We start from the raw sequence: 26,555 nt of genomic DNA, 5'->3' as shown, positions 1-26,555 counted from the left end.
ACGCGATAGCCACATTGTGAAACGCCTGTTCGTCCCTGTCCTTGCCAGCTCCACCCCTGACGGATCAACGAGTACGGTCCTGCGCCTATGGTTGCTCCCAGCACTCCCAGGACCACCCTGCCCCTCTAAGGACAGCGATGCCCGCCAACGAAACCGCTCCTCCCGTCAAGAAGAAGGGACGACGCGCCCGTCTGATCGTGCTCGTGCTGGTCCTGGCTCTCTTCGCGGGCCTCGGCTACGGGGCGTACTGGGGCGTGGACAGCGTGCGCGCCTCGTTCCCCCAGACGACCGGCTCCCTCAAGGTGCCGGGCCTCACCGGGACCGTCGAAGTCAAGCGCGACGCCCACGGCATCCCCCAGCTCTACGCCGACAACGACGACGACCTCTTCCGCGCGCAGGGCTTCGTCCACGCGCAGGACCGGTTCTGGGAGATGGACGTACGCCGGCACATGACCTCCGGGCGGCTCTCGGAGATGTTCGGCGCCGGCCAGGTCGAGACCGACGCCTTCCTGCGCACGCTGGGCTGGCGCCAGGTCGCGCAGGCCGAGTACGACAAGAAGCTCTCGGACGAGACCAAGAAGAACCTCCAGTCCTACGCCGACGGGGTCAACGCGTACCTGAAGGGGAAGTCCGGCAAGGACCTCTCCGTCGAGCACGCCGCCCTGAAGCTCACCGACGAATACCAGCCCGAGCAGTGGTCGCCGGTGGACTCGGTGGCCTGGCTCAAGGCGATGGCCTGGGACCTGCGCGGCAACATGCAGGACGAGATCGACCGTGCGCTGATGTCGAGCAAGCTCACGCAGGCGCAGATCGACGAGCTCTACCCGCCCTACCCCTTCGACCGGAACAAGCCGGTCGTCGAGGGCGGCAAGGTCACGGGCGGCCAGTACGCACCCCAGGCCTCCGGCGGCTCGACCGCGATGGGCGCCCAGACCTCCACCGGAACCGGCACCGGAACCGGAACCGGAACCTCCACCGGCACCGGCAGCGGACTCGCCGGCAACGCCACCGCCCAGGGCGCGGCCGTCGGCCTGAGCACCCAGCTGACCTCCCTGGCCAAGACCCTGGACGAGATCCCCGCGATCCTCGGCCCCAACGGCAGCGGCATCGGGTCGAACTCCTGGGTGATCGCGGGCAAGTACACGACCACCGGCAAGCCGCTGCTCGCGAACGACCCGCACCTGTCCCCGCAGCTGCCCTCGGTCTGGTACCAGATGGGCCTGCACTGCCGCACGGCCTCGGCCCAGTGCCAGTACGACGTGTCCGGCTACACCTTCTCCGGGATGCCCGGCGTGGTCATAGGGCACAACAACGACATCGCCTGGGGCATGACGAACCTCGGTGCGGACGTCACCGACCTCTACCTGGAGCAGGTCAAGCCCGAGGGCTACGTCTACGACAACAAGGTGATCCCCTTCACCACCCGCGACGAGGTGATCAAGGTCGCGGGCGGCACCAGCAAGAAGATGACCGTCCGCATCACCAACAACGGTCCGCTCGTCTCCGACCGCAGCAGCGAGCTCGGCACGGTCGGCTCCCGCGCCCCGGTCGCCAGCTCCGCGCCCGACCGCGGCAACGGCTACGCCGTCGCCCTGCGCTGGACCGCCCTGGAGCCGGGCAAGTCGATGGACGCGGTCTTCAAGCTGAACAAGGCCAAGAACTTCGAGGAGTTCCGCAAGGCCGCCGCCGACTTCGAGGTGCCCTCGCAGAACCTGATCTACGCCGACGGCAAGGGCCAGTCCGGCAACATCGGCTACCAGGCCCCGGGCCGGATCCCGGTCCGCGGCGCCGGCGACGGCCGGATGCCCGCGCCGGGCTGGGACTCCAAGTACGCCTGGAAGACCGGCAAGGACGGCAGCGTCGAGTACATCCCGCAGAGCGAGCTGCCCTTCGAGTCCAACCCCTCGCGCGGCTACGTCGTCACCGCCAACCAGGCGGTCATCGAGAGCGGCACCGGCGCCGGCAAGTACCCGTACCTGCTGACCACCGACTGGGGCTACGGCGCCCGCAGCCAGCGGATCAACGACCTCATCGAGGCGAAGATCAAGGACAGCGGCAAGATCTCCACCGACGACATGCGCGCCATGCAGATGGACAACAGCAGCGAGATCGCCGCGCTGCTGACCCCGATGCTGGCCAAGATCCAGGTCGACGACCCGGACGTGCGCTCCGCGCAGAAGCTCCTGGAGGGCTGGAACTACACCCAGGAGAACGACTCGGCAGCGGCCGCCTACTTCAACGCGGTCTGGCGCAACATCCTCAAGCTGTCCTTCGGCGACAAGATGCCCAAGGAGCTGCGGATCGAGGGCAGCTGCATGAACGTCCGCGCCGACAGCAGCGGTCCGGCCGACGAGCTCGCCGAAACGGTCCGCGAATGCGGCACCCGCGGCCCCGACTCGGCGCAGCCGGACGGCGGCGACCGCTGGTTCGAGGTGGTCCGCCGCCTGGTCAAGGACGAGAAGTCGCCCTGGTGGCACTCGCCCGCGGCGCGCAACAAGCCCGCCGCCGCCACCCGCGACGAGCTGTTCGCGCGGGCCATGGTGGACGCCCGCTGGGAGCTCACCGCCAAGCTCGGCAAGGACCAGTCGACCTGGAGCTGGGGCCGGCTGCACCAGCTGACGCTGAAGAACCAGACGATCGGCACCGAGGGTCCCGGCTTCATGCAGTGGCTCCTCAACCGCGGCCCGTGGAACCTGGGCGGCGGTGAGGCCACCGTCAACGCCACCGGCTGGAACGCCTCCAGCGGCTACGGGGTCACCTGGGTCCCGTCGATGCGGATGGTCGTCAACCTCAACGACCTCGACAAGTCCCGCTGGATCAACCTGACGGGCGCCTCGGGGCACGCGTACAACTCCCACTACACGGACCAGACGACGATGTGGGCCAAGGGCGAACTGCTGGACTGGCCCTTCGGCAAGGACGCCGTGGACAAGGCGACGGTCGACACGCTGACCCTCACGCCTTAGAAGCGGAGCACCCCGGACGGGGTGGCCACCGCCTGGACGGGGTGGTCGTGCGGTTCCTCCGGGACCCGCGCGACCACCTCGTCGTCGTAGAGGAGCACGACCAGCGCGGGATGCGCCCCGGCGCGCTCCAGCCGCTCCAGGACCCGGTCGTACGAGCCCCCGCCGCGGCCCAGCCGCATCCCGCGGCCGTCCACCGCGAGCCCGGGCAGCAGCACGGCGTCGGCCGCGGTCACCGCGTCCGGCCCGAGCGCCGGACCGGTCGGCTCCAGCAGCCGCATCTTCCCCGGGTGCGCGGCCTCGGCGAGGCCGCCGGGGCCCTCGTACGCCGCCCAGTCGAGGTCGTTGTCGGGCAGCAGCAGGGGCAGCAGCACCCGCTTGCCGGCCGCGCGCAGGGCGTCGAGGAGGGGCCGGGTGCCGGGCTCCGTGCCGATGGAGACGTACGCCGCCACCGTTTGGGCACCGGCCAGTTCGGGTAGGGCGAGGGCCGTGGCGGCCAGTGCGCCGGCGGCCGCGCGGCAGGTTTCGGGGGACAAGGCGCGGCGGGCGGCGAGGAGTTCCCGGCGCAGTCGGGACTTGGTGGAAACGGGATGCGGATTCTCTGTCACAGCGGGTTCAAATATCCTCGGGAAATCGGCACATAAGTGGACCTACCTACTGCGATCTGGCCTGGCGTTCGGTAGGACCCACTATCGTTCGGGGCATGACTATGTTGCACCCCGTGATCAAGAAGGCCGTGATTCCGGCTGCGGGCCTCGGCACTCGCTTCCTTCCGGCGACCAAGGCGACCCCGAAGGAAATGCTCCCCGTTGTGGACAAGCCGGCCATCCAGTACGTGGTCGAGGAAGCCGTGGCGGCCGGGCTCGACGACGTACTCATGATCACTGGGCGTAACAAGCGTCCTCTGGAAGACCACTTCGACCGGAACTACGAGCTGGAATCGGCCCTCATCGCCAAGGGCGACGACGACCGGCTCAAGAAGGTCCAGGAGTCCAGCGACCTGGCCACCATGCACTACGTCCGCCAGGGCGACCCCCGCGGCCTGGGCCACGCCGTCCTGTGCGCCGAGCCGCACGTCGGCCGCGAGCCCTTCGCCGTCCTGCTCGGCGACGACCTCATCGACCCGCGCGACCCCCTGCTGCGTCAGATGGCCGAGATCCACGGCCGCACCGGCGGCACCGTCATCGCGCTCATGGAGGTGGACCCGGCCAACGTGCACCTCTACGGCTGCGCCGCCGTCGAGGCCACCGACGAGGACGACGTGGTCCGCATCACCGGGCTCGTCGAGAAGCCGGACCCGGCGGACGCCCCCAGCAACTACGCGGTGATCGGACGGTACGTCCTCAACCCCGCGATCTTCGACATACTGCGGGAGACCGAGCCGGGCCGCGGTGGGGAGATCCAGCTCACCGACGCCCTGCAGAAGCTGGCCGCCGACGAGACCATCGGCGGTCCGGTGCACGGCGTGGTCTTCCGGGGCCGCCGCTACGACACCGGCGACCGCGGCGACTACCTGCGGGCCATCGTCCGTCTCGCGTGCGAGCGCGAGGACCTGGGCCCGGAGTTCCGCACCTGGCTTCACCGTTACGTCACGGAGGAGATGTAGCACCTTGAGCAGTTCCGCACCGCAGGACACCGGCCACCGTCTGTGGTCCGTGGACGAGCACCTCGCGGACGTCCTCGCCACCGTCCGGCCGCTGGAGCCCATCGAGCTCCAGCTGCTGGACGCACAGGGCTGTGTCCTGGTCGAAGACGTCACCGTGCCCGTCGCCCTCCCGCCCTTCGACAACAGCTCCATGGACGGCTACGCCGTCCGCGCGGCCGACGTCCAGGGCGCGAGCGAGGAGTTTCCCGCGGTGCTGACGGTCATCGGGGACGTCGCGGCGGGCAGCGGTGAGCTGCCCACCGTGGGCCCCGGCGAGGCCGCCCGCATCATGACCGGCGCCCCGCTGCCGCCCGGCGCGGAAGCCGTCGTACCGGTCGAGTGGACCGACGGCGGCACGGGCGGGGGCGCGGTCTCCGGGATGACCCCGGCCAGCGCGGCCCCCGAGGGATCGGGCGGCGAGGTGCGGGTGCACCGCCCCGCCGAGGCCCGGGCGCACGTCCGCTCGCGCGGCAGCGACGTACAGGCCGGGGACCTGGCCCTGGCGGCCGGGACCGTCCTCGGGCCGCCGCAGATCGCCCTGCTGGCCGCCATCGGGCGGGGCACCGTACGGGTGCGGCCGCGCCCGCGCGTGGTCGTGATGTCCACCGGCAGCGAGCTGGTCCAGCCGGGTGAGGCGCTGGCCTCCGGGACGATCTACGACTCCAACAGCTTCGCGCTGGCCGCGGCCGCGCGGGACGCCGGGGCCATCGCCTACCGGGTCGGCGCCGTCGAGGACGACGCCGACACCCTGCGCGCCACCATCGAGGACCAGCTGATCCGGGCGGACCTGCTGGTCACCACGGGCGGGGTCAGCGTTGGTGCCTACGACGTGGTCAAAGAGGCGCTGACGTCGGTGGCCGGCGGCGAGGACGACGTCAGCGGCGGCAAGATCGACTTCCGCAAGCTCGCCATGCAGCCCGGCAAGCCGCAGGGCTTCGGCACCATCGGCCCGGACCACACCCCGCTGCTGGCCCTGCCCGGCAACCCGGTGTCCTCGTACGTCTCCTTCGAGCTGTTCGTGCGCCCCGCGATCCGCGCGCTCATGGGCCTGCCGGAATCCGAGGTCGGCCGGCCGTCCGTACGGGCGGTGCTCAAGGCGGACAAGGCGCTCGGCTCTCCGGCCGGCCGCCGGCAGTTCCTGCGCGGCAAGTACGACGCGCAGAGCGGGACGGTCAGCCCGGTCGGCGGATCGGGCTCGCACCTGATCGCCGCGCTGGCCCACGCCGACTCGCTGATGGTCGTACCGGAGGACGTCACCTCGGTGGAGCCCGGGAGCGAGCTGGAAGTGGTCCTGCTCGGCTGAAGCCCCGCCGGTGCGGGTAGCGTGTGTCGCACCACACAGGCCCCTCCGGGGCCCAGAGCGGAGCGGCGCAGCGATGAGTACCGAGAGCAGGCTCACCCACATCGACGAGGCCGGCGCGGCCCGGATGGTCGACGTCTCGGCGAAGGACGTCACCACCCGGACGGCCCGCGCCAGCGGGCGGGTACTCGTCTCGCCCCGGGTGATCGAGCTGCTGCGCGGCGAGGGCGTGCCCAAGGGCGACGCCCTCGCCACCGCGCGGATCGCCGGGATCATGGGCGCGAAGAAGACTCCCGACCTGATCCCGCTCTGCCACCCGCTGGCGGTCTCGGGCGTGAAGGTCGATCTGTCGGTGGCCGACGACGCGGTGGAGATCCTCGCCACCGTGAAGACGACCGACCGCACGGGCGTCGAGATGGAGGCCCTGACGGCGGTCGCCGTCGCGGGGCTCACCGTGATCGACATGGTGAAGGCCGTGGACAAGGGTGCGGTCATCACGGACGTGCGGGTGGAGGAGAAGACCGGCGGCAAGTCCGGCGACTGGGCGCGCTCGTGAACGCCCCGCGCGGCGGCGAGGTGCACAGCCACAGCCACGGTCACGGCGCCGGCCACGGTCACGGCGCCGGCCCCGGCCCCGAGGGCCCGGCGGCGTCGCCCGCGCCCGCCGCCCCCGGAGCCGCTTCCGCGGGCCGGGCCCTGGTGGTCACGGCCTCGAACCGGGCCTCGCAGGGCGTGTACGCCGACCGGGGCGGCCCGCTGCTGGCCGAGGCGCTGGAGCAGCTCGGCTTCGCGGTGGACGGCCCCCGGGTCGTCCCCGACGGCGATCCCGTCGAACAGGCGCTGCGCGAGGGCGTGGCGGCCGCGTACGACGTCATCCTGACCACCGGCGGCACCGGCATCTCGCCGACCGACCGCACCCCGGACGCCACCGCGCGGGTCCTGGACTACGAGATCCCGGGCATCCCGCAGGCCATCCGGGCCGAAGGGCTGGCGAAGGTGCCGACCGCGGCGCTGTCCCGGGGCCTGGCGGGCGTGGCCGGACGCACCCTGATCGTCAACCTGCCGGGTTCGACGGGCGGGGTGCGCGACGGCCTGGCCGTCCTGTCCCGGATCCTGCCGCACGCCGTGGACCAGATCCGCGGCGGCGACCACCCCAGACCCGCGGAGCATTCCGGGAGCACGAGCTGAACGGCCCGTCCTGGCCGGTCGTCCTGACGGACGGCGATGTCACGCTCCGGCCGATAAAGCTGCGGGACCAGAAGGCGTGGCGCGAGGTCAACCGGCGCAACCGTGAGTGGCTCCGGCCCTGGGAGGCGACGATTCCGCCGCCCGCGCCGTGGGGGCCGGTGATCCAGCGGCCGACGTACCGCCAGATGGTCCGCCACCTGCGGGCGGAGGCGAACGCGGGCCGCATGCTGCCGTTCGTCATCGAGTACCAGGGCCGTCTCGTCGGCCAGCTGACGGTCGCCGGGATCACCTGGGGCTCGATGTGCGCGGGCCACGTCGGCTACTGGGTGGACAGCGAGGTCGCGGGCCGCGGGGTGATGCCGACGGCGGTCGCGCTCGCGGTGGACCACTGCTTCCGGAAGGTCGGCCTGCACCGGATCGAGGTGTGCATCCGTCCCGAGAACGGGCCGAGCCGCCGGGTGGTGGAGAAGCTGGGCCTGCGCGAAGAGGGGCTCCGGCCGCGCTATCTGCACATCGACGGGGCCTGGCGCGACCACCTCGTCTACGCGGTCACGGCCGAGGAGGTGCCGGAGGGGCTGCTGCGGCGCTGGCACCGGGCACGGCACGCGCAGTCCCCGCCGAAATGAAGAAACGAATATTCGTTCGAATTAAGACCTTCACGGAACCGATTCGCCCATAACCTGATCCGAAGAGTCACAAAAAAAGTCCGTGATATCAGCGAGATCGCGCGACACACCGGCCCAATTGGCCGATCCCCTCGCCCGTACCCCTCTACGGTGTGAGGTGTGAGCAGCAGCGGCCTCATCTACGCAGTCATTGTCGGGGCCTGGGCCGCCTACTTGGTGCCCATGTGGCTCCGGAGGCAGGACGAGCTGAACGAAGCCCGTCCGACGGAACGCTTCTCCACTGCCATTCGGCTGCTTTCCGGCCGGGCGGGAATGGAGCGCCGTTACGCCAAGGGACTGCGTGAGCGCGGTGACGAGCAGGCGGAGCCCCAGCCCCACGCGGACCCGGACGCCGCGACGGAAACGGTGAATTCCGTGGACGCCGACGTCCGGGCCTTTGTCGTGCCCCCGACCAGGGCGGAGCCGAGACCGGCCGCCGCCGAACGGGAGCAGCGCGCGGAGCGGGCCCGGCGCGAACAGCGCCTCCAGGTCCTCGCGCGCCGCCGGCGCACCACCGCACTGCTCTTCCTCGTCTTCACCCTCGGCGCGGTCGTCGCCGCGGTCGGCGGACTGCGCTTCCTGTGGGCCCCGGCCGTGCCCGCCCTGCTGCTGAGCGCGTACATCGTGCACCTGCGGGTCCATGAGCGGCGGCGCTACGAGTTCACCATGGACCGGCGGCGCGCCGAGGCCGCCGCCCGGCAGCTGCGGGAGAGCCGCCAGCGCCGCTGCCACCCCGAGGACGCCGCCGGCGCGGGCGCCGACCCGGACCCCGCGCCACCGGTCTCCCCGCAGGAGGCCGGACGGCGCGCCCTGGTCGAGCAGACCGACCACGCCGAGTGGGTGGACCAGCAGCGCGAGCGCGAACGCGGCCCCGCCCGCGGTGACAGCTGGGAGCCCGTCCCGGTCCCGCTGCCCACGTACGTGACGGCGCCGGTGGCCCCGCGCGCCACCGGCCCGGCGACCCCGGACGCCTGGAGCTCGACCCGCTCCAGCACGGCCGAGCCGACGGAACCCCGCCTGCGCGCCCAGCCCGCGGTGCCGGCGCCGAAGGCGGAGGCGAAGCCCCCGAGCACCCCGCGCCCGCGCGGCCGCGACCGGGGCCGCACCCCGCTGTTCGACCAGTACGAGGGCGAGGACCGCCCGCGCGCCGCGAACGAGTAACGGGTGACCTGCGCGGACCCTCCGGGATACGCGTTTTGGAGCACCCGCGCCGGGATGCTAATGTTTCACACGTCGCAAGGGCCTGTGGCGCAGTCTGGTAGCGCACCTCGTTCGCATCGAGGGGGTCTGGGGTTCAAATCCCCACAGGTCCACAGACGATGAAGATCCCGTCCGATCGCAAGATCGGGCGGGATCTTCTGCTTTCCCGGTGTGCTTCCCGGTGCGGTCCCACTCGCACGTAAACGCCATGCGAGCCCCCAACCCCCGACGGCTAAACTCCGGCTGCCCGTAACTCCCGTGATGGTCACCGGGGTCGGGCTGCTCGAACGGGGGGTTCATGAGTTTGCTGCTGCCCATAGGCAGAAGAGCGGACAGGAGACGGGGGAGAGGCCGCGGGGCCGTCGCCGCCGGCGCCCTGCTGCTCGCCGTACTGACCGCCGCCACCGGCCCGACCGGATCCGCGTTCGCGGCCGCCGCGCCGCCCGGGGCCGCCGCCTCACCGCAGGCCGAGCCCACCGCGCCCGCGAAGGCCGGGCCCGAGGCCCCGCCGAAGGCCGACCCGAAGGCCGACCGCGAAGCCGCCGTCAAGGCGCTCGCGAAGAGCGACGCGGCGCAGGCCTGTCCGACCGCACTCGCACCGCACACCATCGTCGACTGCGCCGTCGAGCCGTACCAGAAGGCCTCCTTCACGCTCACGCTGCCGCAGCCGAAGGACGTGGTGGTGTACCAGGTCGTGCACACGAGCTGGGCCAACCACCGGCTGATCGCACCGGACGGCTCCGCCGTCACCTGCGAGAACGTCCTCGGCTCCGGCTCCGCGGGCGGCACCATGCGCTGCCCGACGGGCACGGCAGGCACGTACAAGCTGGAGATCTCCGAGCAGAGCGGCTCGCCGAACACCGTCTCGGCGGCGTACGTCCCGGTGCTCACCTCCACCGCCTGCAAGCCGGTCGGCGCCGCCGACCGCAAGCTCGGCGCTCCGACCGTGTTCCACGGCGCGCTGGCCGCCGGCTCCGCGGGCGACTGCTACACGCTGGACCTGGCGGCGGGCGACGTGCTGCGCACCCACGCCTCCACCTACCGGGTGCAGCAGTCCGTCCACGACGCCACCGGCAACGAGGTCTGCACCTCGCGGGGCGACGAGGGCGACACCCTCGACTGCAAGCTCACGGGCACCGCGCCGTTCCGCATGTCGGTGGTCCAGGGCTCGGGCGCCGCGCAGGAGTACGACGTCACCGCGGCCCGCCTCTCCAAGCCGGAGGGCTGCCCGGTCGTCGAACCGCAGGCGTTCGGGGCCTCCCCGGACCTGACCTCGACGGCACGCTGCCGCACGCTGCGCGTGGCGCAGGCCGGCGGGTACTCCTTCGAGCCGGTCTCCGCTGGCTCCGTCCCGTCCGGCACCCTGTTCGCGTCCGACGGCACCCCGCTCGCCGGCTGCCTCCAGGGCGCCTGCGAACTGGCCCCCGGTGACCACACCTGGGCCGTCGACCCCCGGAGCACCGAGACCGACGCCTTCGGCATGGCCTTCCTCTCCGCCAAGGAGAGCCGCGGCTGCACCGCGACCCACGACAACGGCCTGGTGGCCGGTCCGGCCACCGGCACGTTCGGCGGGCCCGGACAGAAGCTCTGCCTGACCCTGCCGACCGCCACCGGCAAGGGCCTCTACCTGCTCAACCGGCCTCCCGCCGAGGGCACGTACGCCGATGCGGTGGTCTACGACGCGGCCGGCGCCGAGCAGTGCGACAACGAGGGCCGGACCTACAGCGTCTGCAAGCTGACCGGCACCGCGCCGTTCCACGCCGTGCTGAGCGGCACTCCCTCCCAGTCGTACGGGCTGGTCATCCACCGGACGGAGGAGGCCGCGGGCTGCACCGCCTGGCAGCAGACCGGCTTCGACGGCACCTGGGGCGCCGAGGTCCCGCTGACCGCGGCCGCACCGCTCCGCTGCCTGAGCATTCCGGCGGACCGGCACTCCACCGCGGAGATGCTCGACTACGCCAACCTCGCCAACACCGTGAACGCCTCGGTCCGGCTGACCGACCCCGCGGGCACCGAGGTCTGCTCCACGGCCGGTTCGAGCACCACCGTGTGCAACCTGGCCGCCGGTGTCCCGTACACCGCGATGCTGATCCGCTCCGGCTGGCAGGAGGACACCTACAAGCTGGTCCGCCGTGACGTCTCGCAGACCGCGAAGTGCACCGACCCGGTCACGACCAACGTCGGCGGCAGGTCGACCCCGTTCGACCTGACCTCGGCGCTCGACGCCCGCTGCGTACGGGTCGCGGCCGCGGCCACGGACAAGTTCTGGCTGAGTTCGCGGACCCTCGGGGACGCGCGCTACGAGCCCACCACGCTGATGATGGTGCTCGACGCCAACGGCAAGTACCTCTGCAACCAGGCGGGCTCCTCCTGCCGGGTCACCGGCTCGACCTCGTACGTCGCGGTCGTTCTCGCATCCGGCTACAAGGACAAGCCCATCCACACGAACGTCGACGCCTGGAAGGTGGCCACGTCCGCCGGCTGGGCGCCGGAGTGCGCCGCCAACAAGGTCTCGGTCGACGGCTTCCCGGTACGGAGCGGAACCCTCTCGGAGTCCTCCACCGCGTACTGCGCCGTGGTCGACATGAAGCCCGGCCAGGCCTTCAACGTCGTCGGCACCAGCACCACCGACAACGTGGGCGGACCCGGACTGGACCTGCTCGGCGCCGCCGAGTGGGGTGCCTACAGCCCCAGGTTCAACTGCCTCCAGTCCCAGGGCAGGTTCGGCGGCCGCTGCGCCGCGTCGAGCGACGCACCGGCGGGCCAGGCAGCCCTGATGCTGACTCCCCGCAAGGCGGCCACCCCGCTCGACTGGAGCATGCAGGGCGTCTGCGACACCGGCTGCGTCCGCCCGCCGAGCCAGGTGCCGAGCTCGATCAGCCCCGCGACCAGCCCCGCCGGGACGCAGACCCAGGCCGTCGTACGCGGTACCGGGCTGACCCTCGGCACCAAGATGAAGCTGGCCGCCCATGCCGTCGACAAGACGTTCATGCAGCCCGTCTCGGTGAACGCCGACGGCACCGCCCTGACCGTCCTGGTCGACACCAACGGGCTGGAGCCCGGGCACTACGACCTGGTCATGGACGGCATCGGATACACCACCGGAGTGCCCTCTCCGGGCTACATCCCCCAGGCGTACACCGTCACGGCCGCCTCGGCCGGGGGCAAGGGCCGGTTCGTGCCGATCACGCCCTCGCGGTTCCTGGACACCCGTGACGGCACCGGCGCCGCCAAGGCCCGGGTCGGCCCCGGTGGGGTCGTCACGCTCCAGGTCTCGGGCGTGAAGGGCGTCCCGATGACCGGGGTGACCGCGGTCGTCATGAACGTGACCGCCGTCAACCCGACCGAGGCGGGGCACGTGACCGTCTACCCGAACGGCCAGGCCGCACCCGGGGTGTCCAACCTCAACTTCACCGCCGGGCAGATCGTGCCCAACCTGGTGACGGTGCCGGTCGTCAACGGCAAGGTCGACCTGCGCAACAACTCCGGCTCGGTCGACCTGATCGCCGACGTCACCGGCTACTACTCGGCCAACGGGTCGACGTTCTCGGCCGGTTCGCCGGTGCGGCTGCTCGACACCCGGGACGGGACCGGCGCCCGCGCCGGGGCCGTGGGCCAGGGCGGTTCCGTCAGCCTGAAGGTGGCCGGGGTCGAGGGCGTGCCGTCGACCGGGGTGACCGCGGTGGTCCTCAACGTCACCGTCACCGGCCCCACCCAGGACAGCCACCTCATCGTCCACCCGCACGGTGTCGACCGCCCCGGCGTCTCGAACCTCAACTACCGGGCGGGACAGACCGTCTCCAACCTGGTGGTGGTCCCCGTGGTGGACGGCCAGGTGACGTTCTTCAACAACGCCGGCAGCGTCGACGTCATCGCCGACCTCAACGGCTGGTTCGCCTCCTGAACCGACCGCTCGAAGCCCGGGGCCCGTCCGATCTCACGATCGGGCGGGCCCTCGGCCGTTGTGCGGGGAGCACGGTGGGTTGAATGGGCCCATGACGATCACGAATGAGCCGGACGGCGCGACGGCGCAGGCGTGGGCCGCGCTCGGCGGAGCAGCGGAGCTCGCCGGGCGGGTGCGGTACCGCGGGGCGCCGGGACCGGGCCGCGGGCCGCTGCCGGTACGGGAGCTGGCGCGGGCCACGGTCGGGGTGTGCGCGCTCGCCGCCGCCGAGCTGGCCGCCGTACGGGCCGGGGGCGGGCCCGCCGACGCGGCTCCGGCCGTCGTGGACGAGGGCGCGGTGGCCACGGCCTTCGTCAGCGAGCGCGGGCTGAGGGTGCGGGGGCGGGAGCCCGTGGGCTTCGCCCCGCTGTCCGGCTTCTGGCGGGCGGCGGACGGCTGGCTGCGCACCCACGCCAACTACCCGCACCACGAGTCCGCGCTGGTGCGGGCCCTGCGGCTGCCGTCCGCGACGCCGGTGGCGGTACGGGCCGCGGTGGCGGGCCGGACGGCCGTCGAGGTGCAGGAGCGCGTCTACCGGGAGGGCGGGCTCGCGGTCGCGGTGGCGCGGGAGTACGGGGACCCGCGGCCGCTCGTCGAGACCGTACGGGCGACCGGGGCGCCGGGCCGGACGCGCGGGCCGGCCCCCGTGGGGCTGCCCGCGGCCGGGGTGCGGGTGCTGGACCTGACCCGGGTGATCGCCGGGCCGGTCGCGACGCGCACGCTCGGGCTGCTGGGCGCGGACGTGCTCCGCATCGACGCGCCGTGGCTGCCGGAGGCGGCCGACACGTACGCGGACACCGGCTTCGGCAAGCGGTCGGCGCTGCTGGACCTCGCGGCCGCGGCGGACCGGGAGGTGTTCGACGAGCTGCTGGCCGGGGCGGACGTGGTGGTGACCGGCTACCGGCCGGGCGCGCTGGAGCGGCACGGCCTGGGGGCCGGGGAGCTGCTGGAGCGGGCGCCGGGGCTGGTGGTGGCCCAGCTGTGCGCGTGGGGCTGGGACGGGCCGTGGGCCGGCCGGCGGGGCTTCGACTCGCTGGTGCAGGCGGGCTACGGGATCGCCGCGCGGTACGCCGGTCCGGACGGCGTGCCCGGGGTGCTGCCGGCGCAGGCGCTGGACCACGGCACGGGGTACCTGATGGCGGCCGGGGTGCTGCGGGCGCTGGCGCAGGGGGGCGGGCGGGCGCTGCGGTTCTCCCTGGCGGGTACGGCGTCGTGGCTGGTCCGGGAGGTCCCGGCGGCGGCCGGTCCCGGCGCCCCGGGATACGCGCCGGAGCCGTGGCTCCGGCGGACGGACTCGGGGTACGGTCCGCTCCGGTACGCCGCGAGCCCCTTCGGGGACTGGTCGGCGGGCCCGTCCCGCTGGGGCACGGACCGGGCGGCCTGGCTCCCGCGGTAGGGGGCTGCGTTACGTCAGCGGCTTCGCCATGCAGCGGCTGGAGTCGTAGAAGCGGTAGTGGCCGAACTTCGGGGCCATGGCGTAGCCCGAGGAGAGGTACAGCGCGATCGCCTCCGGCTGCTGGTCGCCCGTCTCCAGGACCATCCGGGTCCGGCCCGCCGCACGGGCGTCGTCCTCCAGGACGGCCAGGATCCGGCGGGCCAGGCCCAGCCCGCGGGCTTCCGGTATGACGTACATGCGCTTCAGTTCGGCGTCGCCGTCCGAGTAGCCCTCGTCGTTGCGGTCCTGGCTGCGCCACCCGCCGCTGGCGACCGGCACGCCCTGGGCGTCGTACGCGAGCAGGTAGAGGCCCCGCGGCGGGACGAACATGGCCGGGTCGAGGAAGGTGGCGTCGCCCTCCCCGTCGTCGTACCGGGCCCGGTACTCCAGCTGGACCTGGTCACTGAGCTTGACCGCGTCCGGGTGGTCGTACGGCACTGGCTGGAGCTGGATCCCATGAGACATCCGGACATCGTACGGAACGCTGCCGCTAAGGTGCAGGGATGCTCACCGTGACCTCCGTGAATGTGAATGGGATCCGCGCCGCCGCCAAGAAGGGCTTCGGGGCGTGGCTCGAAGGATCCGACGCCGACGTGGTCTGCCTCCAGGAGGTACGGGCCGAGGAAGGGCAGATTCCGGAGGAGGTGCGCAGCCCCGAGGGGTGGCACACCGTGTTCGCGCCGGCCGCTGCCAAGGGGCGGGCCGGGGTCGCGCTCTACACGCGGCGGGCGCCCGAGCGGGTGCAGGTGGGGTTCGGGAGTGACGAGTTCGACACCAGCGGGCGGTACCTCGAGGTCGACCTGCCCGGTGTGACCGTCGCCAGCCTCTACCTGCCGTCCGGTGAGGCCGGGACCGAGAAGCAGGACGAGAAGTACCGGTTCATGGCGGAGTTCCACACCTACCTCCAGGCACTGAAGGCACGGGCCGCCGCGGACGGGCGCGAGGTGGTGGTCTGCGGGGACTGGAACATCTGCCACCGCGAGGCCGACCTCAAGAACTGGAAGACGAACCGGAAGAACGCCGGCTTCCTGCCCGAGGAGCGCGAGTGGCTCGGCACCGTGTACGACGGGGCCGGTTACGTGGACGTGGTGCGCGAGCTGCACCCGGACACCGAGGGGCCGTACTCCTGGTGGTCCTACCGCGGGCGTGCCTTCGACAACGACGCCGGCTGGCGGATCGACCTCCAGGTCGCGACCCCGGGCCTGGCGGCGAAGGCCGTGAAGGCGTTCGTGGAGCGGGCCGAGACGCACCCGGAGCGGTGGTCCGACCACGCTCCGGTGACGGTCGTCTACGAGCTCGGTGTGTGACCGGACGCGGAAGCCGAAGCGGAAGGGGACGCGGGTCCGGACCCGGATCCGGTCCCGGAGGCCAGCAGGCGGTCCATCGCCATCGTGAGTTCGGCCTCGACCACGCTCTTCGCCAGCGGGCGCAGGCGCGGCAGGGCGTCCTCCGGGAGGTGGGCCGAGATCAGCTCGGTGAACAGGGCGGCCATCGCGTCCGCGTGCTCGCGGACGCGGCGGCCCGTCTCCAGGACGGCCGCCAGTGGTACGCCCTCGCGCACCAGGGCCGAGGAGACGTCCAGCAGGCGGCGGCTGACGTGCACGATCTCGTCGCCGTCGGTGGCGAGGTAGCCGAGGTCGAGGGAGGCAGCGAGGTTCTCCGGGGTGACCTCGCCCTCGAAGTAGTCGGCCAGTGCCTCGGGCGTCAGCCGGACCGGGGTCTCCTCCGACCAGCCCATGCCGAGCAGCTCGCCGAGCTGGCCGACGTCGCGGCCGTTCTCGAAGGCGGCGGTCAGCTCCGCGATGCCGCCGAGCGTGTGGCCGCGCTCGAGCAGGGCGGCGATGGTGCGCAGCCGGGCCAGGTGGTGGTCGTCGTACCAGGCGATGCGGCCCTCGCGGCGCGGCGGCGGGAGCAGCTTGCGCTCGCGGTAGAAGCGCAGGGTGCGGACCGGTATGCCGGCCGCCTCGGCCAGTTCCTCCGTACGGTATTCGCGCACTGTCGTCCCTGCTTCCGTGTCCACCACGCCCGAAGCCTATGGCGTACTGGCGGTAACTTTCCGGGCTCGCCCCCTACCCATGAGTACGGGGCTGCTCTACTCTCCCGATTGTGCCAGTGATTGCTGGCAGTGTTGCGGATGTGGAAGGCGGCGGGCATGGGCGGCATGGGCGGCGGCGACATCACGAAACGCGAGCACGTACGCGTGGCGGTGATCGGGTCCGGATTCGGCGGGCTCGGCGCTGCCGTACGGCTGCGGCGCGAGGGGATCACCGACTTCGTCGTGCTGGAGCGCGCCGACTCGGTCGGCGGCACCTGGCGCGACAACAGCTATCCGGGGTGCGCCTGCGACGTCCCCTCGCACCTGTACTCCTTCTCCTTCGCGCCCAACCCGGACTGGCCCCGGACCTTCTCCGGCCAGCCGGCCATCCGCGCGTACCTGGAGCACGTCGCCGACACCTTCGGGCTGCGCCGGCACATCCGGCTCGGCCACGAGGTCCTGATGATGCGCTGGGACGCGGACGAACTGCGCTGGGAGGTCGAGACCTCGGCCGGCACGCTCACCGCCGACGTCGTCGTCTCGGCGACCGGGCCGCTGTCCGACCCCAAGATGCCGGAGGTCCCGGGGCTCGCCGGGTTCCCGGGCAAGGTCTTCCACTCCGCGCGCTGGGACCACGACTACGACCTGGCCGGCAAGCGGGTCGCCATGATCGGTACGGGCGCCTCCGCCATCCAGATCGTGCCCGCCATCGCGCCCGACGTGGAGCGGCTGACCCTCTTCCAGCGGACCGCGCCGTGGGTGATGCCGCGCACCGACCGGGCCATCACGGCCGCGGAGCGCTGGCTGCACCGCCAGCTCCCCTTCACCCGGGCGGCCCGCCGCGGGCTGCTGTGGGGCATCCGGGAGCTCCAGGTCAGCGCCTTCACCAAGCGGCCGAACCAGCTCGGGCTCATCGAATCGCTGGCCAAGGCCAATATGGCGCGCTCGATCAAGGACCCGGCGCTGCGCGCCAAGCTGACGCCCTCCTACCGGATCGGCTGCAAGCGGATCCTGCTGTCCAGCGAGTACTACCCGGCCCTCGCGCGGCCCAATGTGGACCTGGTCGCCTCCGGCCTCAAGGAGATCCGCGGCTCGGTGCTGGTCGCCGCCGACGGGACGGAGACCGAGGTCGACGCGATCGTCTTCGGCACCGGCTTCCACGTCACGGACATGCCGATCGCCGACCGGGTGGTGGGCGCGGAGGGCAGGACCCTGGCGGACGAGTGGAAGGACGGGATGCAGTCGCTGCGCGGGGCCACCGCGGCCGGCTTCCCGAACTGGATGACGATCATCGGTCCGAACACCGGGCTCGGGAACAGCTCGATGATCCTGATGATCGAGTCGCAGCTCAACTACATGGCCGACTACCTGCGTCAGCTGGGCGTGCTGGGCGGGCGGGTCGCGCTGGCGGCGCGGCCGTCGGCGGTGAACAAGTGGAACCGGCAGGTGCAGGCCCGGATGGAGCGGACGGTGTGGAACACCGGCGGCTGCACCAGCTGGTACCTCGACGCGCAGGGGCGCAACACCACCGTGTGGCCGGGGACGACGGGTGAGTTCCGCCGGGAGACGCGGAGCGTGGATCTGGCGGAGTACGAGGTCGTACGGGTCCGCGAGCGCGAACGGGTCCCGGCCGAGCGGGTCCCGGCCGAGCGGGCCCCTGCCGAACGGGCAGCGGCCGGACCGGTGGAGGGCGCCGCATGAGCCGGCTCACGCACGTCACCGCCGGGCGGTACGCACCGCCCGCCGCGCGGCGCGAGCTCGTCGCCGAATCCGTCGACGGGGCACGGCTGCACGTAGAGGTCCACGGGGACGAGGGTGCGCCGGCCGTGGTGCTGGCGCACGGCTGGACCTGTTCGACCGCGTTCTGGGCCGCGCAGATCCGGGAACTGGCGGGCGACCACCGGGTCATCGCCTACGACCAGCGCGGCCACGGCCGCAGCCCCGCCGCCCGGACCCACAGCACCACCGCCCTCGCCGACGACCTGGTGGCCGTGTTCAAGGCCGCCCTCGCCCCCGGGGAGCGGGCGGTCGTCGCCGGGCACTCCATGGGCGGCATGACGATCATGGCCGCCGCCGCCCGGCCGGAGTTCGCCGAGCACGCCGCGGCCGCGCTGCTGTGCAGCACCGGCAGCGGCCGGCTGGTCGCGGAGGCACGGGTGCTGCCGCTGCGGCCCGGGCGGGCACGGACCCGGCTCACCGGCGCGGTCCTCGGGGCCCGGGCCCCGCTCGGCCCGGTCACGCCCGTCGCCCGGCGGATCCTCAAGTACGCCACCATGGGCCCCGGTTCCGCGCCGGACAAGGTGGAGGCGTGCGCCCGTATCGTGCACGCCTGCCCCACCCGGGTCCGGCACGCCTGGTCCGAGGTGCTCGCCGGGCTGGACCTGGACGCCGACGTGGCCCGGCTCACCGTGCCCACCGCGGTCATCGGCGGTACGGACGACCGGCTCACGCCCGTGGTGCACGCCCGGGGGCTGGCGGCCGCGCTGCCGAACTGCGTGGGCCTCACCGAGCTCACCGGCATGGGGCACATGACCCCGATCGAGGCCCCGGAGGCCGTCACCACGGCCGTGCGCGAGCTGACCTCGCTGTATCTCGACCAGAAGGAGAAGTCGCTGTGAGCGCTCGCAGGAGTCTGGAAGGCCAGGTCGCCGTCGTCACCGGCGGTGCCCGCGGGGTCGGCGAGCTGCTCGCCCGCAAACTCTCCGCGCGCGGCGCGAAGATCGCGCTCGTCGGCCTGGAGCCGGAGGCCCTCAAGGAGGTCTCCGAGCGGCTGCACACCGACAGCGACCACTGGCACGCCGACGTCACCGACCACGAGGCCATGGCCCGGGTCGCGCAGGAGGTCAAGCAGCGCTTCGGCAAGGTCGACATCGTCGTCGCCAACGCGGGCGTGGCCGCCGGCGGGCCGTTCGCCGACTCCGACCCCGTCGCCTGGCGCCGGGTGATCGAGGTCAACCTCATCGGCGGCGCCGTGACCGCCCGGGCCTTCCTGCCGGTCCTGACGGAGAGCCGCGGCTACTTCCTGCAGATCGCCTCGCTCGCCGCGATCACCCCCGCTCCGATGATGACCGCCTACTGCGCGTCCAAGTCGGGCGTCGAGGCGTTCGCCCACTGCCTGCGCGCCGAGGTCGGCTACAAGGGCGTCAAGGTCGGTGTCGGCTACCTCTCGTGGACCGACACCGACATGGTGCGCGGGGCCGATCAGGACGAGGTCATGCGGGAGCTGCGCCAGCGGCTGCCCTGGCCCTCGAACCGCACGTACCCGCTGGGCCCGGCCGTCGACCGGATCGTCGCGGGCATCGAGCGGCGCTCGGCGCACGTGTACGCGCAGTGGTGGCTGCGCGGAATGCAGGGGGTGCGCGGCTACCTGCCGGGGATCATCGGGGCCGTGGGGCAGCGCGAGATGAAGCGGTTCGAGCCGCGGCTGGCCGGTGTCTCCAGGGGACTGGTCGGAGCCGGCGGGGCGGCGGACGAGCGGGAGCGCACGCACGGTAGCTGATCGAAATGCGGCCTTTGTCGGCCCGTGCCAGTCTGGTCGAGGCCCGACCACCAACACCCCTGATGGAGTGAAGAGCATGGGTATCAAGGACCAGTTCGAGGCGAAGGCGAAGGAACTCAAGGGCAAGGCCGCGGAGGGCGGGCAGGACGAGGCGTCCGAGCGGTCCCGGCAGCTCGGGGAGACGAAGCAGCCCCAGGCGGAGCGGCCGCCGGCCCACCGGGCCCGCGACGAGTTCGACGAGAACTGGGACGCCTGATCCCGAGCCGAAGGGGCGCGACCGCTGTCCGGTCGCGCCCCTTGCGCATGCCCGCGTCCCGCTACGGCCTACGGCTTACGGCCTCGGCGGCAGCTTCGGGCGCCGCAGGTCCGGTACGTCCGTGTAGCCGGGCGGCACGGCGGCCGGGTCCTGCTCCAGCAGTTCCAGCGCCAGGTGCACGGCGTCGTCCAGCTGCGCGTGCCGCCCCTCCGCCCAGTCGAGCGGGGTGCGCAGGACCGCGAGGTCCGGTTCGACCCCGTGGTTCTCCACCGACCAGCCGTACTCCGGGAACCAGGCGGCGTTCATCGGCACCGTGATCACCGTGCCGTCGCCGAGGGTGTGCCGGCCGGTCATCCCGACCACCCCGCCCCAGGTGCGCTGGCCCACCACCGGGCCCAGCCCGAGCAGTTTGATGGCCGCGGTGATCATGTCCCCGTCCGAGGAGGTCGCCTCGTCGGCGAGGGCCACGATCGGGCCGCGGGGCGCGTTGGAGGCGTACGAGACCGGCTGGGCGCCCCGCGTGAGGTCCCAGCCGAGGATCGAGCGGGTCAGCTTCTCCACGACCAACTCGCTGATGTGCCCGCCCGCGTTGCCGCGTACGTCCACGATCAGCGCGGGCCGGGACATCTCCATCCGCAGGTCGCGGTTGAACTGGGCCCAGCCCGAGCCGCCCATGTCGGGGATGTGCAGGTAGCCGCACCGGCCGCCGCTGAGCTCGCGGACCACCGCGCGCCGCTTGGAGACCCAGTCCTGGTAGCGCAGCGGCCGTTCGTCGATCAGCGGTACGACGGCCACCCGGCGGGCCCGGCCCTCGCCCTCCGCGGGCTGGAAGGTGAGCTCGACGGTGGTGCCGCCGGCCCCCGACAGCAGCGGGTAGGGGCCGGTCACCGGGTCCACCGGGCGCCCGTCCACGTGGGTGAGCACGGCGCCCTCCCGGATGCCGGTGCCGGCCAGCGGGGAGCGGGCCTTGGAGTCGGAGGACTCGCCGGGCAGGATCCGGCCGAGCACCCAGGTGCCGTCCCGGTGCACGAGATTGGCGCCGAGCAGCCCGATGGCCCGCTGGTAGTGCGGGGGGCCCTCGTTGCGGCGCGCGGGGGCCACGTAGGCGTGCGAGGTGCCGAGTTCGCCGAGAACCTCGCGAAGCAGGTCGGCGAACTCGTCGGGCGAGGCGACCCGTTCGACCAGGGGGCGGTACTGGCGCAGCACCCCGTCCCAGTCGATGCCGCACATCTTCGGCTCCCAGAAGTAGGCGCGGATGATCCGCCCTGCCTCCTCGAAGGCCTGGCGCCATTCGGCCGCCGGGTCCACCTCGTGCAGGATGCGCCGCAGGTCCAGGTAGACGGTGGAGTCCCCGTCGCCCGACTCGGTGGCCGGGACGGCCCGCAGGTCGCCGTCGTCGTTGATCACGAGCCGGGTGCCGTCGCCGCTGACCGCGAACCAGTCCAGCCCCGAGGCCAGTTCGGTCTTGCGGGCCTTGGTGAGGTCGAAGTGCTCCAGGGTGGGCTTGCCGCTGATGTCGGCCGGGTTGGCGAAGGTCTCGCCGAGCGCGCCCGAGATCGGCCAGCGCAGCCACACCAGTCCTCCGCCGTGCACCGGGTACAGGGCGGAGTACTTGGACGCGGCCACCGGGAAGGGCGTGACACGGCTCTCCAGGCCCTCCACCTCCACGGTCACCGTGCCGTCGCCGGTGTCCGGCTCCCCGTCGCCGGGGTCGAGGCCGCCGGCCGCCGGGCGGCCCTCGGGGGACAGGGCGAAGGGCGAGGGGGTCGCCGAGGAGAGCGGCACCAGGTAGGGCCGGCAGCCCAGCGGGAAGGACAGGCCGCCGGTGTGCACGTCGTACACCGGGTCGAAACCGCGCCAGGAGAGGAAGGCCAGGTAGCGGCCGTCGCGGGTGAAGACCGGGTTCTCGTCCTCGAAGCGGCCGTTGGTGACGTCCACGACGGTCCGCGCGCCCGGTCCGGAGATCCGGGCCATCTTGATCTGCCGCAGCGACCGCCCGATGCCCGGGTGCGACCAGGTCAGCCAGACCCCGTCGGGTGAGAACGCCAGGTCGGTGACGGGCCCGTTGATGGACCGGATCAGCTCGGTGACCTCCCCGTTGGACTCCTCCGTGGCGTCGATCAGCAGCAGCCGCCCGTCGTTGGAGGCGATGGCGAGCCGCTCCCCGTCCGGGTCCGACAGGAGTTCGGTCACCCGCCCCAGCTCGCCCGAGGCCAGCCGGCGCGGCTCCCGCTCCCCGGAGGCCCGCGGCAGGTAGGCGATCTCGATGGCGTCCTCGCCCTCGGCGTCGGTCACGTAGGCGACCTGTCCGCCGCTGCCGAGCATCTCGGGCAGCCGTACCCGGACGCCCGGGGTGTCGGCGATGGTCCGGGCCGGGCCGTCGCGGTGGGTCAGCCAGTACAGGCTGCCGCGTACGACGACCGCGCTGGCCCGGCCGGTGGCGTCCACGGACAGCGAGTCGACGTGGCTGGCGGCCGGCACCTGGTACGAACGGCGGCCCGCGCGCGGCCCGCCGAGCCGGACGTCGAGCCTGCGCGGGAGGGCGTCGGGAGCCAGCGAGTCCACCAGCCAGATCTCCCCGGCGCACTGGTAGACGATCCGGGTGCCGTCGCTGGACGCGTGCCGGGCGTAGAACTCCTCGTGGTCGGTGTGCCGGCGCAGGTCGGTGCCGTCGGGCAGGCAGGAGTACAGGTTGCCGATGCCCTCGTGGTCGGAGAGGAACGCGATGCGGCCGCCGACGAACATCGGGGAGTCGAGGTGGCCCTCGACCTCCTCCAGCAGCTGCTCGCCGTGCAGCCACAGCCGGCCGGTGGCGCCGCCGCGGTAGCGCTTCCAGGCGGCCGGCTCGTGCGGCGGCTTGCCGGTCAGGAGCAGGGTGCGGTGCTCTCCGCCGATGTCTGCGACCTGGATGTCGGAGCAGGGCCCCCAGGGGAGGCGACCGCCGGGGCTGCCGTCGGTGGGCAGTTTGTGGGCCCAGGCGAAGTGGGAGAACGGCTGGCCGTGCGAGGAGACCGCGAGGACGTTGCCGTCCGGGTCCCAGCCGCAGACCCGGGTGTCGGTGGAGCCCCAGTGGCTGAGCTGGCGGGCCGGGCCCCCGTCGACGGGGGCGAGGTGGATTTCGGGGTCGAGGCTGCGCCAGGTGGAGAAGGCGATGTGCCGGCCGTCGGGGGAGAAGCGGGGATGGCTGACCCGGGTCCGGTCGACGGTGATCCGCCAGGCGCGGCCCACCGGAGCTCCAGGGGGAACCAAGGGCGCCACCCAAAGATCGTCCTCGGTGGCGAAACACAATAGGTCGTCGTGCAGGTGCGGGAAGCGGAGGTACGCGACGTCGTGACTCACCCCCCAATGCTTTCCGCGCCAGGGGGGCCCGGCAACTCGTACAGGTGATCCATGCCACTCCCTTATGCGAAACGGAACGGTTTCGTTTCGCTTGGAGCCGGGGTATCGTCTGAGGCGTACGGAACACATTCGTTTCGATAAGGCGCGTTCGGACGGGAGGCGGAGATGACCGAGGCGATCGCGGCCCGGCGCAGCCGGATCACCCCCGAGCGGGAAGCCGAACTCCACGGAGCGGTCCTCGACCTGCTCCGCGAAGTGGGATACGAGGCGCTGACCATGGACGCGGTCGCCGCCCGCACCAAGTCCAGCAAGGCCACCCTCTACCGCCAGTGGGGGAGCAAGCCCGAGCTGGTCGCCAAGGCCCTGCGATGTACGCAGCCCGTCTCGCTGCGGGAGATCGACACGGGCAGCCTGCGCACGGACTTCGCGCGCATGGTCGAATGCTCCGACGACGCGCAGATGGCCAAGGACACCGCGCTGATGCGGGGTCTGGCCCATGCCGTCCACGAGAGCCCGGAGCTGCACAAGGCCCTGCGGGACCTGCTGGTCGATCCCGAGATCAACGGCCTCCAGGCGATGCTCCGGCGCGCGGTGGACCGGGGCGAGATCCGCCCGGACTGCCCGGCGCTGGACTTCGTGCCGCACATGCTCATCGGGGCGTTCATCGCGCTCCCGCTGATCGAGGACCGACCGGTGGACCGGAACTTCCTCGGCCACTTCATCGACGCCGTGGTCTTCCCCGCCCTCGGCGTCTGAACTCCCCTCCTTCCTGTCCCCGCCGTACCTCCTGCTGTTCCTGACACGCCGCTCTCGTCGTCGGGCCGGCTCTCCATGCCCTGATCCGCACCGGATCCATCCCACGACCCGAACGGGAGAACCACCGACGTGGCCACCTTCCTCTACCGCCTCGGCCGGGGCGCCTTCCGGCGCCGCGGCCTTGTCGCCCTCCTCTGGGTGGCACTGCTGTTCGCCGCCGGATTCGGCGCGGCAACGGCGTCCGCACCCACCTCAGGCTCCTTCTCGATACCCGGCACGGAAGCCCAGAGGGCCTTCGACGTGCTGGACAAGAAGTTCCCCGGGATGGCCGCCGACGGCGCCACCGCCCGGATCGTCATCAAGGCCCCGGCCGGCGCCAAGGTCACCGATCCCGAGACCAAGGCCCAGGTCGAGAAGATCGTCGAGGACCTGAAGTCCGGTCCGGGCAAGGACCAGATCTCCTCGGTCGCCGACCCGTACCAGAGCCAGGCCGTGAGCCAGGACGGCTCCACCGCCTACATCAGCACCAAGTACAAGGTCAGCGGCATGGAGCTGACCGACGCGACGCGCGAGGCGCTGACCGAGTCCGGCAAGGAAGCCCAGGCCAAGGGCCTCACCGTCGAGATCGGCGGTGACGCGCTGATGGCGGCCCCCGAGACCGGCTCCGGCGAGATCATCGGCATCCTGGTCGCCGCGATCGTCCTGGTCATCACCTTCGGCTCGCTGATCGCGGCCGGGCTGCCGCTGCTGACCGCGATCATCGGCGTGGGCATCGGCGTCTCCTCCATCACCGCGCTCGCCAACGTGCTGGACCTCGGCAACACCACCGCCACCCTCGCCACGATGATCGGCCTCGCGGTCGGCATCGACTACGCCCTCTTCATCGTCTCCCGCTACCGCGCGGAGCTCGCCGAGGGCCAGGAGCGCGACGAGGCCGCCGGCCGGGCCGCCGGAACTGCTGGTTCCGCCGTGGTCTTCGCCGGTCTGACCGTGGTCATCGCCCTGGTGGGCCTGGCCGTCGTCAACATCCCGATGCTCACCAAGATGGGCTTCGCGGCCGCCGGAACCGTGGTCATCGCGGTGCTGGTCGCCCTCACGCTGGTCCCGGCCATCCTGGGCTTCGCGGGCAAGAAGGTCCTGCCGGCGGGCGAGAAGAGCAGGCTCTTCGGCAAGGGCAAGGCCAAGCCGGCCGACACCGAGAAGAAGGCCAACGGCGGCACCCGCTGGGCCCGCTTCGTCCTGCGCCGCCCGGTCATGGTCCTGCTGGCCGGTGTGATCGGCCTCGGCGTCATCGCCATCCCGGCGAGCAAGCTGGAGATGGGCCTGCCCGACGACGGCGCCCAGCCGGTCTCCACCACCCAGCGCCAGGCGTACGACCTGCTGTCCGACGGCTTCGGCCCCGGTTTCAACGGCCCGCTGATGGTGGTCGTGGACGGGGACAAGGCGCTCGCGGACTCCACCGTCGACCGGATCAAGGGCCTGGACGGCGTGGCCGCGGTCGTTCCGCCGATGCCCAACGAGGCCGGCGACGCCTCGATGATCACCGTCATCCCGAAGGACCGCCCGTCCTCCGTGAAGACGGAGGAGCTGGTCCACGAGATCCGCGACGGCAGCGGGGACGACGTCATGGTCACCGGCGCCACCGCGATGAACATCGACTTCTCGCAGAAGATGAACGACGCGCTGCTGCCCTACCTGGCGCTCGTGGTCGGCCTCGCCTTCCTGCTGCTGATGCTGGTGTTCCGCTCGATCCTGGTTCCGCTCAAGGCGGCCCTCGGCTTCCTGCTCTCGGTCGTCGCCGCCCTCGGCGCGGTCGTCGCGGTCTTCCAGTGGGGCTGGCTCGGCTCGCTCTTCGGCGTGGAGCAGACCGGCCCGATCATGTCGATGATGCCGATCTTCATGGTGGGCGTGGTCTTCGGTCTGGCCATGGACTACGAGGTCTTCCTGGTCACCCGGATGCGGGAGGCGTACGTCCACGGCGAGCGCCCGGGCCAGGCCGTGGTGACCGGCTTCCAGTACAGCGCGCGGGTGGTCGTGGCCGCCGCCGTCATCATGATCGCGGTGTTCGCGGGCTTCATCGGAGCCAGTGAGCAGATGGTCAAGATGATCGGCTTCGGTCTGGCCGTCGCCGTCTTCTTCGACGCCTTCGTGGTCCGCATGGCCATCGTCCCGGCGGTGCTCGCGCTGCTCGGGCACAAGGCCTGGTGGCTGCCGCGCTGGCTGGACAGGCTGCTTCCGAACGTCGACGTGGAGGGCGAGAGCCTGCGCAAGCACCTCGCGGGCTCCTCCTCGGAGGGCCCGGACAAGGACCGCGAGCTGGTCAACGCCTGA

General features: G+C 72.3%; 20 protein-coding genes and 1 tRNA gene. 17 read left to right on the top strand and 4 right to left on the bottom strand.

The genetic code is table 11. From position 1 onward, the window contains the following. Positions 1-137: 137 nt before the first annotated feature. The gene (locus ACTVZO_RS18375) at positions 138-2,966 is read left to right on the top strand and encodes a penicillin acylase family protein (protein ID WP_443299414.1); all 2,829 of its coding nucleotides are present in this window, start codon (positions 138-140) and stop codon (positions 2,964-2,966) included. Here the strand turns inward: ACTVZO_RS18375 and ACTVZO_RS18370 are convergent. Next, entirely contained in the window at positions 2,963-3,571 is a 609-nt protein-coding gene (locus tag ACTVZO_RS18370) for a 5-formyltetrahydrofolate cyclo-ligase (protein ID WP_443299413.1), read from the bottom strand. The two genes, ACTVZO_RS18375 and ACTVZO_RS18370, sit on opposite strands and share 4 nt — an antisense overlap. 95 nt (positions 3,572-3,666) lie before the next feature. Here ACTVZO_RS18370 and galU point away from each other — a divergent pair, with 95 nt between their 5' ends. The 9 genes from galU (at position 3,667) to ACTVZO_RS18325 (ending at position 14,300) form a co-directional block, all read left to right on the top strand. Further along, positions 3,667-4,569 carry a UTP--glucose-1-phosphate uridylyltransferase GalU gene (gene galU / locus ACTVZO_RS18365; RefSeq protein ID WP_443299412.1) on the top strand — a complete coding sequence of 301 codons (903 nt, stop codon included), beginning with the start codon at positions 3,667-3,669 and terminating at the stop codon, positions 4,567-4,569. A gap of 4 nt (positions 4,570-4,573) precedes the next feature. Next, on the top strand, positions 4,574-5,911 hold the full coding sequence (gene glp, locus ACTVZO_RS18360) for a molybdotransferase-like divisome protein Glp (RefSeq protein WP_443299411.1): 1,338 nt from the start codon (positions 4,574-4,576) through the stop codon (positions 5,909-5,911). 73 nt (positions 5,912-5,984) lie between these two features. Then, positions 5,985-6,464 (top strand): cyclic pyranopterin monophosphate synthase MoaC, encoded by a 480-nt coding sequence (gene moaC / locus ACTVZO_RS18355; protein WP_030662516.1) that lies wholly within the window; start codon positions 5,985-5,987, stop codon positions 6,462-6,464. A gap of 140 nt (positions 6,465-6,604) precedes the next feature. After that, the gene (locus tag ACTVZO_RS18350) at positions 6,605-7,096 is read left to right on the top strand and encodes a MogA/MoaB family molybdenum cofactor biosynthesis protein (RefSeq protein ID WP_443303213.1); all 492 of its coding nucleotides are present in this window, start codon (positions 6,605-6,607) and stop codon (positions 7,094-7,096) included. After that, complete coding sequence (locus ACTVZO_RS18345) at positions 7,093-7,722, top strand: GNAT family N-acetyltransferase (protein ID WP_443303212.1); 630 nt, start codon at positions 7,093-7,095, stop codon at positions 7,720-7,722. The genes ACTVZO_RS18350 and ACTVZO_RS18345 overlap by 4 nt, the downstream gene beginning before the upstream one ends. A gap of 159 nt (positions 7,723-7,881) precedes the next feature. Beyond that, the gene (gene sepX, locus ACTVZO_RS18340; RefSeq protein ID WP_443299410.1) at positions 7,882-8,922 is read left to right on the top strand and encodes a divisome protein SepX/GlpR; all 1,041 of its coding nucleotides are present in this window, start codon (positions 7,882-7,884) and stop codon (positions 8,920-8,922) included. A 78-nt stretch (positions 8,923-9,000) separates the two neighbouring features. Continuing rightward, positions 9,001-9,074: transfer RNA gene (locus ACTVZO_RS18335), tRNA-Ala, on the top strand. Between the two features lie 185 nt (positions 9,075-9,259). Then, the gene (locus ACTVZO_RS18330) at positions 9,260-12,865 is read left to right on the top strand and encodes a hypothetical protein (RefSeq protein ID WP_443299409.1); all 3,606 of its coding nucleotides are present in this window, start codon (positions 9,260-9,262) and stop codon (positions 12,863-12,865) included. Positions 12,866-12,956: 91 nt separating this feature from the next. Continuing rightward, the gene (locus ACTVZO_RS18325) at positions 12,957-14,300 is read left to right on the top strand and encodes a CoA transferase (RefSeq protein ID WP_443299408.1); all 1,344 of its coding nucleotides are present in this window, start codon (positions 12,957-12,959) and stop codon (positions 14,298-14,300) included. Between the two features lie 9 nt (positions 14,301-14,309). On the opposite strand, the gene ACTVZO_RS18320 is transcribed toward ACTVZO_RS18325, so the two are convergent. Further along, positions 14,310-14,804, bottom strand: a complete 495-nt coding sequence (locus tag ACTVZO_RS18320) for a GNAT family N-acetyltransferase (RefSeq protein ID WP_443299407.1) — start codon at positions 14,802-14,804, stop codon at positions 14,310-14,312. Positions 14,805-14,842: 38 nt separating this feature from the next. Between ACTVZO_RS18320 and ACTVZO_RS18315 the strand changes: the two genes are divergently transcribed. Next, positions 14,843-15,646, top strand: a complete 804-nt coding sequence (locus ACTVZO_RS18315) for an exodeoxyribonuclease III (RefSeq protein ID WP_443299406.1) — start codon at positions 14,843-14,845, stop codon at positions 15,644-15,646. Here ACTVZO_RS18315 and ACTVZO_RS18310 read toward each other — a convergent pair. Then, positions 15,628-16,362: a MerR family transcriptional regulator gene (locus tag ACTVZO_RS18310; protein ID WP_443299405.1), complete on the bottom strand. Its 735-nt coding sequence runs from the start codon at positions 16,360-16,362 to the stop codon at positions 15,628-15,630. The genes ACTVZO_RS18315 and ACTVZO_RS18310 overlap by 19 nt on opposite strands. Positions 16,363-16,515: 153 nt before the next feature. Here ACTVZO_RS18310 and ACTVZO_RS18305 point away from each other — a divergent pair, with 153 nt between their 5' ends. From ACTVZO_RS18305 to ACTVZO_RS18290, 4 genes are all read left to right on the top strand, one after another. Beyond that, the gene (locus ACTVZO_RS18305) at positions 16,516-18,075 is read left to right on the top strand and encodes a flavin-containing monooxygenase (RefSeq protein ID WP_443303211.1); all 1,560 of its coding nucleotides are present in this window, start codon (positions 16,516-16,518) and stop codon (positions 18,073-18,075) included. Beyond that, positions 18,072-18,992: an alpha/beta fold hydrolase gene (locus ACTVZO_RS18300; RefSeq protein ID WP_443299404.1), complete on the top strand. Its 921-nt coding sequence runs from the start codon at positions 18,072-18,074 to the stop codon at positions 18,990-18,992. The genes ACTVZO_RS18305 and ACTVZO_RS18300 overlap by 4 nt, the downstream gene beginning before the upstream one ends. Continuing rightward, positions 18,989-19,873 (top strand): SDR family oxidoreductase, encoded by an 885-nt coding sequence (locus ACTVZO_RS18295; protein ID WP_443299403.1) that lies wholly within the window; start codon positions 18,989-18,991, stop codon positions 19,871-19,873. Before ACTVZO_RS18300 ends, ACTVZO_RS18295 begins: the two co-directional genes overlap by 4 nt. Before the next feature lie 76 nt (positions 19,874-19,949). After that, positions 19,950-20,129, top strand: a complete 180-nt coding sequence (locus ACTVZO_RS18290) for a hypothetical protein (protein WP_443299402.1) — start codon at positions 19,950-19,952, stop codon at positions 20,127-20,129. A 75-nt stretch (positions 20,130-20,204) separates the two neighbouring features. On the opposite strand, the gene ACTVZO_RS18285 is transcribed toward ACTVZO_RS18290, so the two are convergent. Beyond that, entirely contained in the window at positions 20,205-23,468 is a 3,264-nt protein-coding gene (locus ACTVZO_RS18285) for a S41 family peptidase (protein ID WP_443299401.1), read from the bottom strand. Positions 23,469-23,633: 165 nt separating this feature from the next. On the opposite strand from ACTVZO_RS18285, the gene ACTVZO_RS18280 reads away from it, so the two are divergent. Together ACTVZO_RS18280 and ACTVZO_RS18275 are read left to right on the top strand one after the other, a co-directional pair. Further along, entirely contained in the window at positions 23,634-24,224 is a 591-nt protein-coding gene (locus ACTVZO_RS18280) for a TetR/AcrR family transcriptional regulator (RefSeq protein ID WP_443299400.1), read from the top strand. Positions 24,225-24,353: 129 nt separating this feature from the next. Beyond that, positions 24,354-26,555: an MMPL family transporter gene (locus tag ACTVZO_RS18275; protein ID WP_443299399.1), complete on the top strand. Its 2,202-nt coding sequence runs from the start codon at positions 24,354-24,356 to the stop codon at positions 26,553-26,555.

This window comes from Streptomyces sp. IBSNAI002, from assembly GCF_052244475.1.
Classification (GTDB): domain Bacteria; phylum Actinomycetota; class Actinomycetes; order Streptomycetales; family Streptomycetaceae; genus Streptomyces.
The sequence above is the reverse complement of the archived record's forward strand: the minus strand, read 5'-3'. Positions and strand labels throughout refer to the sequence as shown.

Coding starts and splice junctions, on each gene's coding strand:
- ACTVZO_RS18375 (WP_443299414.1), top strand. CDS start 138: ATGCCCGCCAACGAAACCGCTCCTCCCGTCAAGAAGAAGGGACGACGC.
- galU (WP_443299412.1), top strand. CDS start 3,667: ATGACTATGTTGCACCCCGTGATCAAGAAGGCCGTGATTCCGGCTGCG.
- moaC (WP_030662516.1), top strand. CDS start 5,985: ATGAGTACCGAGAGCAGGCTCACCCACATCGACGAGGCCGGCGCGGCC.
- ACTVZO_RS18330 (WP_443299409.1), top strand. CDS start 9,260: ATGAGTTTGCTGCTGCCCATAGGCAGAAGAGCGGACAGGAGACGGGGG.
- ACTVZO_RS18325 (WP_443299408.1), top strand. CDS start 12,957: ATGACGATCACGAATGAGCCGGACGGCGCGACGGCGCAGGCGTGGGCC.
- ACTVZO_RS18320 (WP_443299407.1), bottom strand. CDS start 14,804: ATGTCTCATGGGATCCAGCTCCAGCCAGTGCCGTACGACCACCCGGAC.
- ACTVZO_RS18315 (WP_443299406.1), top strand. CDS start 14,843: ATGCTCACCGTGACCTCCGTGAATGTGAATGGGATCCGCGCCGCCGCC.
- ACTVZO_RS18300 (WP_443299404.1), top strand. CDS start 18,072: ATGAGCCGGCTCACGCACGTCACCGCCGGGCGGTACGCACCGCCCGCC.
- ACTVZO_RS18290 (WP_443299402.1), top strand. CDS start 19,950: ATGGGTATCAAGGACCAGTTCGAGGCGAAGGCGAAGGAACTCAAGGGC.
- ACTVZO_RS18280 (WP_443299400.1), top strand. CDS start 23,634: ATGACCGAGGCGATCGCGGCCCGGCGCAGCCGGATCACCCCCGAGCGG.